We start from the raw sequence: 14,526 nt of genomic DNA, 5'->3' as shown, positions 1-14,526 counted from the left end.
TTCAGTTTGCTTCTGATGGCTTTCTTTGCCTGCATACGTATGCATTGCAATACATACGTATGCAAGCCATTGCGGCACGCTCGTGCGCAATTCTACTATCGGTACCATGTGAGGTGCGGTGTGTCATCGCCGGCTTCCTGTTGCTGACTTTCATGCAAGACACGTGGTTCAGCACCTCAAATAAAAATAATGTAACACTGGAGAAAACCATGACCAGAACACCCAGAATGCTGGGGTTGTCGGCTATTGCCGTCACCTTATTTGCACTGGCCGGCTGTAAAACAGAAGTGGGCGGCGATCAAAGTGATCTGCTCACCTGCACCGGCAATCAAGTTCCCAATGCCAGCGGCACCATGTGTGTGGATGCCCCGCCCGTGTGCGACGGCGGCGAAGTACTAGACCCGTCCACCAATACCTGCGCCGCCGTACCGTTTGCCGGTCCCGATCCCCTGTATTTTCCGGCAGAAGATGAAGCGGTTATTTATTTTAATCGTCAGCACATCGATCAGGCCTACGGCGATTGGGTGCTGCACCTGTGGAATAGCGGTTGCACCGGCGGCTGGGCTGCACAGGTGACAGACAGCGCCACCGCGCCCACCAACTGGCCGGCGGGGCCAAGTATTAATGGCGCGGGCGTCGATCCCATTTACGGCGCCTATTGGGTGTTAAACATTCAGGATGGTTCCTCCTGCGGCAACTGGATTGTGCACAACTCCGCCGCCGACAATCAAACGAATGATTTTACGTTATCGCTAAACTCTACGGGCAAGTTCGCTCGCATGGCGTTTGTCATTGCCGATTTTGATTTGCGCAGTGCACGCGTCAGTCAGGGTCTACCCATCTGCATAAACGACGTATGTGAAGCGGCAGAGCCGCCCGCGCGCACCATTCGCAATGCCAGCGCGCACTGGATAGATGCGCAAACCCTGGTGTGGAATATCGGCGGCGGTTCGGCGGACCAGTTGTTTGCCGCGTCGCAAGGGGGCTTAGATCAGGACGATGCAGGCAACATTACCGGCAGCGAAATGTCTGCCGCGCTGGTACCCACCACACTCACGCAGGCACAGGCAGAGCGTGTTCCGCACCTGGCCGACTGGCCCGCATTCCAGGTGGATGGTCTGAGCATTGAGCAAATACAAACAGCCACCAAGGGCCAAATTTTAGTCACCGGTGTCGACGGCGATGGCAATCTGGTGGGCACCGCGGTGCAAACCGCGCGCCTGCTGGACGCGCTTTACACCAGCGGTGAAAACGATGCCGACGAAGCCACCTTGGGTGTTCAGTATCTGGACGGCCAAGTTTCACTGTCGGTATGGGCGCCCACTGCGCACAGCGTCAAACTCAAAGTATTTAACGACGCCTCGCCTAAGCGATTGCTGGATACCGTGGACATGGATTTTGATGCCGCCACCGGTATCTGGTCTTACACCGACGACAAGGCGCGCCTGGATGGCCGCTATTATCGCTACTCGGCCGTTGTCTACAATCGCGACGACGATGCACTGGTGACAGTGGAGTCCACCGATCCCTACTCAGTGGCTGCCGCTGCGCGGGGCTACTATTCTTTGGTCGCCGATTTAAATGATCCCGCCACCCAGCCCGATGGCTGGGGTACCGTCGTGGCGCCACCTTTGGCGGCACCCGAGCAGGCCGTTATCTACGAAGGCCACGTGCGCGACTTTAGTATTCGCGATGAAAGTACCAGCGCAGAAAATCGCGGAAAGTACCTAGCGTTTACTGAAACTAACTCGGTACCCATGCAGCATCTGCAAGCGCTAAAAGCGGCGGGCATGACGCATTTCCATGTATTGCCTACCGCTGATTTGGCCACCATTGACGAAGTGGCGGCCGCGCGTGTTGAACTGACCGATACCGTTGCCGAGCTCTGCGCTGTTGAAACCAACGCCCCCGTGTGTGGCGTCGAAAGCGATAGCGCCACGCTGATGGAAATTCTCGCGAGCTATGATCCCACCACAGACGCTGCGAAAAACCTGATTGAATCTCTGCGCAAGTACGACGGTTTTAACTGGGGTTACGATCCACAGTTGTACAATGTGCCCGAGGGCTCCTATGCCTCTGATGCAGATGGAGTTGCTCGGATTAAAGAGCTGCGCGCCATGAATCAGGCGCTGCACGCTGCGGGCCTACGGGTGGTGATGGATGTGGTGTACAACCACACCTCCAGCTCGGGTTTGACGGCAGCGTCGTCTACCTTTGACAAGCTGGTGCCCGGCTACTATTTCCGCCGCGACCCCATTACCGGCGCCATCGAAAATTCCTCCGGTGCCGGGAGTGATACCGCCGGAGAAAATCGCATGTTTGGCAAATTTGTGGTCGACAGTGTGGTGCACTGGGCAAAGCACTACGGCTACGACGACTTCCGCTTTGACCTCATGACCTTTGTGCCAAAGAATGTCATCTTGGCCGCAAGAGCAGCGGTGCAGGCGTTTGACGAAGACAGCTACTTTTACGGCGAAGGCTGGAATATGCCCGGCAGCTCCGATAACGACGCCATTTTTACGCGTGCCTCGCAGCGCAATATGGCGGGCACGGGCGTGGGTACCTTTAACGATGTTATGCGCGACCCCATGCGCTTTTTGGATATCGTAAAGGGCAATAACCTCGATAAATTGCGCGCCGGTTTGGCCGGTAACCTGGCCGACTACGAGTTCTACAGCTCCGCCAGTGAACGCATCAACGGCGCGGCCGTGGGCGGTTATACACTCGATCCGCAGGAAAGCATTAACTATGTGTCTAAGCACGACAACGAAACCCTGTGGGATATGATTCAAAAAGAGGGCGCCGTCAGCACAGATATGCCCGCCGCCGACCGCGCGCGCATTCAAAACCTGACACTGTCCATGCCTATTCTGAGTCAGGGCGTGCCCTTCCTGCACATGGGCTCGGAATTACTGCGCTCTAAATCCATGGATCGCAACACCTACGACGCCAGCGACTGGTACAACTTCGTAGACTTCACCAAAAATACCAATAACTGGGCCGTGGGCATGCCGTTGGATCGCGGCGACAGTAGCGAAGACTGGATTCGCGCGCAGTTTCTCAACGACAATGCGCGCGCGACCCCGGCGGATATTCAGCTGAGTAGCGAGGTGTTCAACGAGTTTTTGCGCATCGCCAGCAGCTCGCCGCTGTTTAGCCTGGAAACATTGGCCGATGTACAAGCCCGGGTTGGCTTTCACAATACTGGCAGCCAGCAGGTGAAAGGTGTGATTGCCATGGGGTTGGATGACGGTCAGGGCTTAACCGATCTGGACCCGGAGAACGATGCCATCATGGTGGTGTTCAACGGCAATGACGCAGAAAAATCCGTCACCGTGCGCACCGCCAGTGGCTTTGCGTTACACGCTGTACAGACTGCCTCCGCCGATCCGCGCGTGCGCACGGCAAGCTTTAGTGAAGCGGTGGTAACCGAGGAGGTCGAGGGTGTCGATGTCGACGTTACCTACGGTACCTTCACTGTGCCGGCATACACCACGGCGGTGTTCGTTAAAGCCCAGGGTGCGAGCCAAGGCGCGGGACTGAGTGTAGACGCGACCGTGCCCGCCAATGGCGCAATCGATAACCCCTTTAACGTGGGTACCTATTTACGTGGCGACATGAACGGCTGGAATACCAGTACGCCCTTCTTGTACAACGGCGACGGTACCTTCACCGCCTTTGCAGACCTCACCGCTGGTGTGAACTACAACTTCAAATACGCCAGCAACGATTGGTCTACCGTCGACTTTGGTCACAGCGATGGCACAGTCACCGTGGGTGACACCAAAGTACTGACAGCAGGTGGTGGCAATTTAAATGTGACGCCGGCGCAAACAGGCCGCTACCGCTTTACCATTAAAGCCACAAACCCAGGTGCGCCAGAACTGACCATCGAACAGGATGTGGCCAGCTACGCCAATACCTTGTACCTCAAAGGCGATATGAACGGTTGGGGCGATGTGGATGCGATGACTTACCTAGGCGGCGACCTGTATCGCCTGGTATTAACCCTGTCCGAGGGCAGCTACGGCTTCAAAGTGGCAGACAGCAGCTGGAGCGCGCCCAACCTGGGCGGCGAGTCGGCGGGTCAAACACTCAATGCCAACGGATCGCTCACGCTGCTCAACGGCAGTGGCGACAACTTAACGCTCAATATCGCAACCGGCGCCGGTGGTGACTACCAATTCAATCTGGACGCCTCGGCACTGGAAACACCTACGTTGGACGTTATTGCCAACGGCGGCTATCAGGGCGACTTGTACATCAAAGGTGGCATGAACGGTTGGAGCAATGACGATGTGATGACCCACTTGGGTGACGGGGTACATCAAATCGATCTGCCGCTCACTGCTGCGGGCTATGAATTCAAATTTGCCAATAGCGATTGGAGTATCGAGTTCACTTGCGGCTGTGCCTTAAAAGAATTTGAACAGGCCAAGTTGCAGCGTGGTGGTAGCAATAGCCAATTGGTGATTGATGCCGATAAGACCTTGCGCTTCACCGTTGATACCCGCTTTGCCGAGCCGCGCGTGACCGTGCTGGTGCTCCCTTAAGTCAGTCGCGGGCGGTGTAATCACCGCCCGCCCATACAATAATTACTGTGAGGAAACTCCCATGACACGTTTCTCCAAAAAGCCAATGAGTCTGCTGATTGCGGCCCTGGCAATGGGCGCACTGTCTCCGTTGAGTCTGGCCCAAGAAGCGGTACCGGAAGAAGCAGAAGCACTGGACGAAATTGAAGTGCTTGGCATTCGCCGCTCTATTCAAAATGCATTGGACATCAAGCGCGATGCCGACACCATCGTAGAAGCCATTTCCGCCGCCGATATGGGCGGTCTGCCCGACATGTCCATTGCCGATTCGCTGGCTCGCGTTACCGGTGTCACTTTTGACCGCAGCGGCGGCCAAGCCGGCCGAATTCAGCTGCGCGGTATGGGTGCGGGTTTTGTCTTCTCGACCATGAATGGGCGAGAGCAGGTCACCACCGATACCCGCGGTACCCGCGAGATCGATTTTAGTCAGTACCCTTCCGAGCTATTGTCGACGGTGGCAGTGTATAAATCGCCCAAGGCATCGCTCATTGAAGGAGGCGTGGCGGGTACGGTGGATATGCGTACTGCGAATCCTCTGGAAAATGACCAGCAGCATAAAACTTTCGTTAGCGTGCGCGGCTCCTACAACGATCGCGCGAGCGATGTGGCCAACGCCGATGCGCTGGGTAATCGCTTTACTTTTTCATACATGGGTAAATTTTTAGACGACACAGTGGGTGTTGGCCTGGGTTACGCGCGCTTAAAACAAACCAATGCGGCGACCGAGTCCATCGGGTTGTCTTACAGCAAGTACACCACCGAAGATGCCGGCAGCCCCAACTACTACAACGTAAATGGAAAGCGCCTAAGCGAAGGCTTTGAATTTCAGCAAAACGGTGGCACCGATAAGCGCGACGGCTACATGGGTACCCTGGTATTTGAGCCCTCCGAAAGCTTTACTGCCAAGGGCGATGTGTTTTACTCGAAATTCGACACCGAAACCTATGCCAGTGGCTTCCGCGTCAATAGCCTGCGCGATGGGTTGGTGGTTGATACAACCACTAGCGGTGACATCGTCACCGGGGGCACAGCCTATCAAAATCCCAACTCGCCGAACGGTTTAAATTTTCAGGTCATAAACGACGACTCTTCGGAATCCTCAGAGGTCTTATCGGCCGGTTTGAATCTGGAGTGGCGGGGCGATACCTGGACAGTGTCGATGGACTACGCCCACTCGGAATCCGAAGCCTTCGAAAAAGACGGCATTTCGCGCGCCCACCTTTACGACGCCGTCGATGATGGTAGCGGCAATATCAGCTACGAACGCAATACCGATCAGCAGCTGATCTGGCGCAATGACGGCCTGACAATTCCCAATGTCGCTTTTAATCAGAGCTACACCGATGTGAACAGCCTGCGCCTGACAAGCTATGAAATCTACCCACACTTAAGTGACGATCAGTCGGACGCCTTGCGCTTTGATGGCAAGCTGGATCTGGATTGGGGCATGCTCGCCAGTGTGGAAGCCGGCGTGCGGGTGTCGCAGCGGCGCTATAACCAAGCGCGCCAGGTGTTTGTGTACGATGGCAACGGCGGCGGTGAATACGCCACCGATTACAGTCTGGAAATATTGCCCACCGATGCCGCCTATGTTGGTTGGAGCGGTGAGTTCAGCCACTTCCCGCGCTACTTGGCTATAGATTCCGACGCCATCTTTGATCGCGCTGTGGCCGAAGGCCTGGTGCTCGACAAGAACGGCAATCCCCGCGACGTGACGCCGCGCGCGCGCTGGGGGGAAAACCGCGCTTGGTCGATGAATGAGCGCGCCGAGGTGGAAGAGGATGTAAAAGCTGCCTATGTGATGTTTAACTTCGACACCGAAGTAGCCGCGCGTGGGTTGACCGGTAATTTGGGCTTCCGCTTAGTGGAAACCACGCAAAGTTCGGTGGGTTATATTCCATTGGAGTTAACGGAAGATCCGTTGCAGCCGAGCGATGTGGTACTCGACGAGCTGGGTGAAAGTAACCTGGATTACGGCGTGCAATTATCAGTGCAAGAAGAGGGCGAAACCTTCCGCAAAGTGCTGCCGTCGCTCAATCTGAATTATGCCTTGACCGATAATGACAACTTGCGCTTTAGCGCGGCGAAGGTCATTTCGCGGGTGCCCATTGGCGATCTGGCCTTTGTTAAAAGCGGCTCTGTATCGGAAACCGCACCTCAATCGGGCATTGCGCGCTACGACCTCAGCCAAAGCAAAAACCCCTACTTGCGGCCCTTTGAAGCTAACCAGATAGACATTTCCTACGAACACTATTTCCAGGATGGCGCCGGCGCCTTTGTACTGGCGCTGTACAACAAAGATGTGGTCAATCAGGTGCAAACCATCACCTATAAAGATTTCTTTGCCGAGGCCTATCTGGATGCCGGCGTACCTCGTCCGGATACTTACTTGGTGGAGCGACCCGGCGAATTGCCGCGCGAAGTGCCGGTAGTGCGCGGTGATTACACCCTGGCCATCAACAATGGTGAGGGTGGCTACATTCGCGGTGCCGAAGTGGCGTTGAGCTACAATCTCGATATGTTGCCCGCACCTTGGGATGGCTTGGGTTTCAATGCCAATTACGCCTACGTGGAAAGCGAGATGACCACACCCAGCGTCTTTACCGACGCCCCAGGTGTGGAGACGAAATTTCCCGGCTTGTCGCCTCATTCGGGTAGCGTGATGTTGTTTTACACCTACGATAACTTTGAAACGCGCTTGTCGGGTGTTTACCAAAGCGACCGCATGGACGAGGTGGTGGGCGAAGTGACCAATCCCACAATGCGCGCGGCGTCAACGGTGTGGGACTTCCAGGCCAGCTACGGTTTTGATTTTGGCATGGATCTGGTGTTTTCCGTCAATAACCTCACCGATGAACCGAACGTTGGCTACTTCGGCGATAAAAATGCCACCGGCACCATTTCCTATTTTGGTCGCCAATACTACCTGGGTTTAAACTACAGTTTTTAAACCCGGTAATTGCTCAATAGCATTGCTCGTTTAAACCCCGGTCGGTAGCGTCGGGGTTTTTTTATGCCCTCGGTGGCGAGCGAGGAGGAATCACTGCGTGAAACCATTGAATATTGTTATTGTGGGTGCCGGTACTGCAGGTTGGATGGCGGCGCTGTTAATGGCCCACACTTGGCGCGACTACCCTTTCACCTTTACCTTGGTGGCGTCGGACACTATTCCGAGCGTCGGCGTGGGCGAGGGTTCTACGCCGGCACTGAAAAAGTATTTTGATTACCTGGGCATTGCCGAAGACGACTGGATGCCCGCTTGCGAGGCCACCTATAAAACAGGTATCGAATTTTCCGGCTGGTCTGGCAGGCCTGGCTATGAACGCTATTTTCACGCCTTTGACAGCGCGCTGGATCTACACACCGAGCCGGCGTTTTTCTATAACGCCGATGTAAAGCGTAAAGGTGTGCGACAAAACGCGCACCCGGATGACTACTACATTAATGCCTATTTGGCGCGGGCGGGCCGCCTGCCAAAGGCGGGCCTAAATTTTCCCTTTGCGATTGGTTACGGCTATCACTTCGACGCCACACGGCTGGCGGCTTTTCTGAAAGCGCGCGCCAGTTGTTTGGGCGTGCTCCACAAGCAGGCGGCCATAACGAGCGCCGAGCGCAATAGCGCTGGCGATCTGGTCTGCCTAAAGACCGACACTGACGAAACTATCACGGGCGATTTTTTCATAGACTGTAGCGGCTTTGCTGCCCTGCTCATTGAAAAAATCTTGCAAGACAAGTGGCACAGCTACAGCCACCAACTATTGAACGATCGGGCGTTGGCGCTGGCCACCAGTGCGCCCGCCGCGTTTAAACCGCAAACGCGCGCCACCGCTATGAGTGCCGGCTGGCTCTGGCAGATTCCCTTGCGCCAACGCATGGGGCAGGGTTATGTGTACAGCAGTCAACATTTGTCCGATACCGCGGCCGAGGCAGAAATGCGCCGCGCGCTGGACGCCGAACAGGGCGACGCGCGCCTGCTGCAGATGCGCGTGGGTAGACGCGAACACCAATGGCACCACAATTGTCTGGCTGTGGGTTTGTCGCAAGGATTCATCGAGCCGCTGGAGGCCACCGCGCTCAATTTGGTGCAGTCCACGCTCGAACAATTTATCGACGCCTTCGAGTTGGGCGGTTTTAGTGTGCAAAACCGCTCGGCGTTTAATACGCGCATCAATGCGCAATTTGACGGTGTGCGCGATTACATAGTAGCGCACTATGTGTGCAGCCAACGGCGCGATACCGACTACTGGTGCGATGCCTCCAGCGTCGAACCACCCGATGCGCTGGCGGCGCTGCTAGCGGCTTGGCACAGCGGTGAACCGCTGGCGCCGGTTATCGCACAGTGGGATCTGGATCGCCATTACACGGCCATGTCTTGGTACAGTTTACTGGCGGGTATGGGGCTCTTTCCCGAGATGGCGCAACTGCGTGAGGGTACGCCCAAAGCCTATCGCTATCCGCAGGCGGAGGTCGCTGCGTTTCTTTCGGCTTGCGCGCTGAATTTTCCTCTGGCGGCCGAGCTCACCAAAACTGAGCGCGGCGCTCGTTAAACGTATCGCGCAATAAGATACCGCCGCAGATGATCTGCGGCGGCATCTTAAATGGCGGTAAGTAGGCGTCGCTCTTAGCGGTCGCCTTCTTTCACAAAAAAGACCGATATCGCACCCAGTACCATGGCCACACCGGCCATTAAAATAATGTAAATGGCTTGGTTGTCGAACAGGTTGTTAAGAATCCAGCCGGCCAACAGGCCCGATACTATCTGGGGCGCAGCAACGGTGAAGTTGAATATTCCCATGTACACGCCCATTTTGTCGGCCGGCAATGAGTCGGACAAAATTGCGTAGGGCATGGCAAGAATGGCCGCCCAAGCAATGCCGACTCCGATCATGGGCACGATTAATCCAAGAGCACCGGCGGGCACCGTCACCTGGGTGAAGCCCAAATTCACCAGGGTGGGCGCGCCGGCCTGGAACAAAATAAAGCTCAAATAACCCAGGCCACCGGCCAGCAGCGACAGGGCATACACCGGTTTTCGGCCTAGCGCTTTGGCAAATTTGCTCATTAACACGGAAAAGATGGCGGCAAACAGAGAGTAGCCAGCAAATAAAATACCCACCCAGTCACCCGCGGCTCCTTTGGCGGCGGCAATGTCGGCTGGAATGGCATCCAGGCTACTTAAAAACGTCGGGTCAAACCATTTGGCGTCTACTCCCCAAACGTACTGGGTAATGGCGGGCGTGGTGTACACCCACATTATAAACAGCGCAAACCAGCTGAAAAATTGCACCAATGCGAGCTGGCGCATGGTCTTGGGCATATTGATAAACAAATGCCAAAACTCGCCGAGTTTTTGGCTCAACGGGCGCGGGCGATTGGCGTGTGCCAGCGCATCGGCATCGAGTCCCTTGTAGGCGTTGTACTCTTCGGGCGGGTATTCTTTGGTGCGAATCACCGTCCACAGCACGCTGCCAAACAGCACAGTGGCACCCAGGTAAAAGGCCCAGGTCACTGAAGGTGCCACTTCGCCCACGGCAGCGGAATTTTCTAGGCCAATGACATTGGTGAGCAAAAACGGCAGGATCGAGCCGATAACGGCGCCGATATTAATTAACAGCGACTGAATGGCGTAGCCAAGGGTGCGTTGCTCGCTGGGTACCATGTCGGCCACCAGCGCGCGGAACGGCTGCATGGTGACATTAAAGGCGCCGTCCATCAGCGCCAGCATAATGCCGCCGAAAATCATGGGCGCCATCAGCGCCACAAACAAGGGCGCGTTGGGCATTAATACCATGCCGATGGCCGCTGCAATGGCGCCCCCCAAAATATACGGGCGGCGGCGACCAAAGCGGTTCCAGGTGCGGTCGGAAGCGGCGCCCACAATGGGCTGGATGATCAGGCCCATCACCGGTGCCGCCAGCCAAAACAGCGACAGCGAGTGAAGATCCGCCCCTAAGTCCGACAGCACGCGGCTGACGTTGGCATTTTGCATGGCAAAGCCAAATTGCACACCTAAAAAGCCGAAGCTGACGTTCCAAACCTGCCAAAACGGCAGCGTGGGTTGCTTAACGGGAGTTTGGCTCATGGGACTACCTTATTGTCTTTATGGTCTAATTTGAGTTGCGTCTGCATTCAGCGGTTGTACTGAGTGTAGCGGTTTGCAATGCGGCGCTGGTGGAAAAAAGAGGGGCCCTGGGGCCCCAAGCGGTGCATCACAAATCAGTGATTCAATAATTCTAAAAGTTCGGCGTTGTTGGTGGCGCCATTAAAGACAAACACTTCAATTCCGTGGCCGGCTACAGTGGTGGTTAAGCCTTGGCTAACCTCGACACTTTGGTCGCGAAATTGTGCAGCCCAGGTGCCCTGACTTAACAGGGTGTCGATGGCAAAGCGCGCAGGTGTGTCACCTTTATTTAGCAACACCAAGGCCGTTTGTTGAAGATCTTGTGTTTCTATAATGCGCAAAAAGGCAGCGGTGGATTCGGTAAACTCGAGATTGACTTGCACACCGCGTTGCAGTGCTGGCAAGTTTTTACGCAACTGCGCAACGTTTTTTAGCGCTTTGTAAATGGCGTGCTGCTGTGCGCGCGCAATGTTGTCCGTGCCGTAATAGTTGCGCGAGCCCTGGTGCTCTTTCATGCCGCGCTCAAAGCCCATCTCCGAGCCGTAGTACACCTGCGGAATACCGCGCACGGTAAACAAGAAGTTGTTGGCGTCGATAAAGCCCTGGTCGCTGGCGTCCAAGCGCTGCACATCGTGGTTGTCGTAAAAAGTAACCAGCTCGTAAACGTTGTGATACAGACCATCGGTTAAATGCAGTGCGTCCAGAGCTTTGGTATAGGGCGCTTGTTCCTGGCCAAACATGGCGAACATGGCCTGTTGCAGCGGGAAGTCCAAAACGCTGACACCGCCATTTTCGGGCCGCGTATGCTCGGCAATAAAATGGGCATCGTAGTTCCAGGACTCACCAAACAGAAAATAGCCCGGGTGTTGGGCGCGAATACGATCGGTGACGGTTTTCCAAAAGTGGTGCGGCACGTGTTTTATAGTGTCGATGCGAATGGCATCGGCGCCCTGGTCGATCCAGTGCAGGTAGGAACCAACCAAGTAATCCACCACGGCCGGGTTGTTTTCATTGAAGTCAGACAGCTGCGCTACATCGGGCTTTTGATTAAAAAACTGGTGTAAGGGGTTGTCGGCATCCAGTTCCGAGGGGTGCAGATTTTGGTGATCGGCCACCAGTTCGCCGTCATTGTCGAACAGCTTGCCAAAATTGCTGATTTGCTCGGGCGCAGTGTAGGAGGGCGAGCCGTGGTTGCCCACAATATCCAATACGGTCTTCAACCCGTGCTGGGTCTTGAGCGCCTGGTTCAGCTGCCGGTAGTCCAAGTCTTTAGACGGCAAGTGTTCATCCAGTTGATAGAAGTTTACGCCCCAGTATCCGTGGAAGCCGGTTTTGCCGCCGTCGCCCCACTGGTCGTAGCCCACCGGGTCGCCGCCGTTAAAGGCGGCGTCTGGGTTGTCGATAATGGGGGTCATCCACAGGGCCGTGAAGCCCATGTCGGCAATATAATCTGCGTGGTTTAGCAGGCCTTTGAAATCGCCTCCCATGTAACCCACATTGGCACTGCGGCCACTGGGACCGTCGAAGTGGCGGTTAAAGGTGTGCCAGCGACCGTCGCCAATGGCGCGGCCCTGATCTTCGTAATTGTTTGAGGGATCGCCGTCCACAAAACGGTCGGTCAATACAAAGTAAATCGCTTCGCTGGCCCAGGGTTCCTGAGTGCCAACAATGGGCACAATCGCAGTTGTGCCTGCCGAGGGCGCGGGCTGGTCGGGCTGACAGGCCGCCAACAGTGACAGATTTATAGCGGCAAACAAGGCGGTTTTCATTATTTTCATTGCACTTCCTTCGTGGGCGTCCCGATTAACTGGCGGTCCAAAAAATGACCCGCAGCCCAGGTAACTTCCCCTGAGTGCGGGCGCAAGGACGAGAGGACTAACAATCACAATACCGCCATAGGTTATCCAAAAGCCCCGCGTGGGCCTATGTTCTGACGGCAAATACATACGTATTCATGGCACTTGCGTGCGTTTGAACAAACTTGTCATCCATGCATACGTATGTAGTCCCTTGCTGAGCTTTGCACCGCTCCAGTATGTTTGACCTATCGAAAACAATAACGAATTGTCCGGGCCAATCGGGGTGCGGTATGTCGCTGTCACGGATTGCTGAGAGCAGCCGTCATCGACCGGGCAAGACCGTCAGAATTTAGAGGTTACTATGTCTACTGCTAGCGAGGCGAACGCCATTCAGAGCCCCTGGTGGCGCGGTGCGGTAATTTATCAGGTTTACCCGCGCAGCCTTATGGATGCCAACGGCGATGGCGTTGGCGATATTCGCGGCATTATCAATAAGTTGGATTACATCGCCAGTCTCGGCGTGGATGCCATCTGGATTTCGCCCTTTTTCAAGTCGCCCATGAAAGATTTTGGCTACGACATCAGCGACTACCGCGACGTGGACCCGCTGTTTGGTTCGCTGTCAGATCTGGACGAATTGATCAGCGCCGCGCACCAGCGCAATGTCAAAGTCATGATTGACCAGGTGCTGAGCCATACCAGCGATCAGCACGCCTGGTTTGAAGAGAGCCGCGCCAGCCGCGATAACCCCAAAGCCGACTGGTATGTGTGGGCCGACGCTAAGCCCGACGGCACGGCGCCCAACAACTGGATTTCTATTTTTGGCGGCTGCGGCTGGGAGTGGGAGCCGCGCCGGGGCCAGTACTACTTGCACAACTTTCTGAAGAGTCAGCCAGATTTAAATTTTCACAATCCCGCCGTGCAGGACCAGATTCTGTCGGAAGTGGAGTTTTGGTTAGAGCGCGGCGTAGACGGTTTGCGTCTAGACGCTATTAACTTTTGTTTTCACGATAAGCAGCTGCGCGACAACCCGGCCAAACCGGTGGCAGAGCGCCAGGGCCGGGGTTTTAGTGAAGACAACCCCTATGCGTTTCAATACCACTACTACAACAACACCCAGCCCGAAAACCTGGCGTTCTTGGAGCGTTTGCGCAAACTGATAGACCGCTACCCTGGCGCGGTTACCCTGGGCGAAATCTCCTCGGAGGACAGCCTGGCCACCATGGCCGAGTACACCGCCAACAACGAGCGGCTGCATATGGCTTACAGCTTTGAGCTGCTGGTGCCCGAGTTTAGCGCCAAGCACATTCGCAGCACCGTGGAAAATCTTGAGGCGAGTCTGGATCAGGGCTGGCCCTGTTGGTCTTTGTCAAACCACGATGTGGTGAGGGTGATGAGCCGCTGGGGTGGTGGCTACCGACCCGATCTGGGCAAAATGCTGCACGCGCTGGTGGCCTCGCTGCGCGGCAGTGTGTGTTACTACCAGGGCGAGGAATTGGGGCTGACCGAAGCCGACATCGCCTACGAAGACCTGCAAGATCCCTACGGCATTACCTTTTGGCCCAACTTCAAGGGGCGCGACGGTTGTCGGACGCCCATGCCCTGGCAATCGGATGCCGAGCATGCGGGCTTTACCACGGCCAAGCCCTGGCTGCCGGTGCCCAATGCTCACCGCGAATTGGCGGTGGATGTGCAAGAACAGGATGCCGATTCGATGTTGCATTTCTATCGGCGGTTTATGGCCTGGCGTAAATCTCAGCCGTTGCTGGTCGGCGGCGATATCCGTTTTGCCGACGCGCCCGAGGGGTGTTTACTGATTGAGCGCTTCGATCGCAACGCGCCGGATCAGCGCCTGTGGGCAGCGTTTAATCTGACCGAAAAAACCGTACACATTAATTTGCCCGACGGGCTTAGCCTGCTAGACGGGCACGGCCTGGAGGGCGCACAGCTGCAGGGCCAAAGTCTGCAACTGCCCGCCTTTGGAGGCACCTATTTGCGTTGATCCTCGTTTTGT

At 55.8% G+C, this 14,526-nt stretch carries 6 protein-coding genes; 4 read left to right on the top strand and 2 right to left on the bottom strand.

The features are described from left to right. Window positions 1-209: 209 nt before the first annotated feature. From ACW8F6_RS05565 to ACW8F6_RS05555, 3 genes are all read left to right on the top strand, one after another. Window positions 210-4,553, top strand: coding sequence for an alpha-1,6-glucosidase domain-containing protein (locus ACW8F6_RS05565; RefSeq protein WP_491574862.1), 4,344 nt, complete (start codon window positions 210-212; stop codon window positions 4,551-4,553). A gap of 61 nt (window positions 4,554-4,614) precedes the next feature. Beyond that, window positions 4,615-7,542 (top strand): TonB-dependent receptor, encoded by a 2,928-nt coding sequence (locus ACW8F6_RS05560; protein WP_491574861.1) that lies wholly within the window; start codon window positions 4,615-4,617, stop codon window positions 7,540-7,542. Between the two features lie 97 nt (window positions 7,543-7,639). Continuing rightward, window positions 7,640-9,139, top strand: a complete 1,500-nt coding sequence (locus tag ACW8F6_RS05555; RefSeq protein WP_491574860.1) for a tryptophan halogenase family protein — start codon at window positions 7,640-7,642, stop codon at window positions 9,137-9,139. 74 nt (window positions 9,140-9,213) lie between these two features. Here the strand turns inward: ACW8F6_RS05555 and ACW8F6_RS05550 are convergent, their stop codons facing one another. Next, a complete protein-coding gene (locus ACW8F6_RS05550) occupies window positions 9,214-10,674 on the bottom strand; it encodes an MFS transporter (protein ID WP_491574859.1) in 1,461 nt (486 codons plus the stop codon). A gap of 134 nt (window positions 10,675-10,808) precedes the next feature. Further along, on the bottom strand, window positions 10,809-12,491 hold the full coding sequence (locus ACW8F6_RS05545) for an alpha-amylase family glycosyl hydrolase (protein ID WP_491574858.1): 1,683 nt from the start codon (window positions 12,489-12,491) through the stop codon (window positions 10,809-10,811). A gap of 382 nt (window positions 12,492-12,873) precedes the next feature. Here ACW8F6_RS05545 and ACW8F6_RS05540 point away from each other — a divergent pair, with 382 nt between their 5' ends. Continuing rightward, window positions 12,874-14,514 carry an alpha-amylase family glycosyl hydrolase gene (locus ACW8F6_RS05540; protein WP_491574857.1) on the top strand — a complete coding sequence of 547 codons (1,641 nt, stop codon included), beginning with the start codon at window positions 12,874-12,876 and terminating at the stop codon, window positions 14,512-14,514. Window positions 14,515-14,526 lie beyond the last annotated feature (12 nt).

The sequence above is a fragment of the Simiduia sp. genome, from assembly GCF_058345725.1.
This window is presented reverse-complemented; position numbering and strand designations above follow the sequence as displayed.

Coding starts and splice junctions, on each gene's coding strand:
- ACW8F6_RS05565 (WP_491574862.1), top strand. CDS start 210: ATGACCAGAACACCCAGAATGCTGGGGTTGTCGGCTATTGCCGTCACC.
- ACW8F6_RS05550 (WP_491574859.1), bottom strand. CDS start 10,674: ATGAGCCAAACTCCCGTTAAGCAACCCACGCTGCCGTTTTGGCAGGTT.
- ACW8F6_RS05560 (WP_491574861.1), top strand. CDS start 4,615: ATGACACGTTTCTCCAAAAAGCCAATGAGTCTGCTGATTGCGGCCCTG.
- ACW8F6_RS05545 (WP_491574858.1), bottom strand. CDS start 12,491: ATGAAAATAATGAAAACCGCCTTGTTTGCCGCTATAAATCTGTCACTG.
- ACW8F6_RS05540 (WP_491574857.1), top strand. CDS start 12,874: ATGTCTACTGCTAGCGAGGCGAACGCCATTCAGAGCCCCTGGTGGCGC.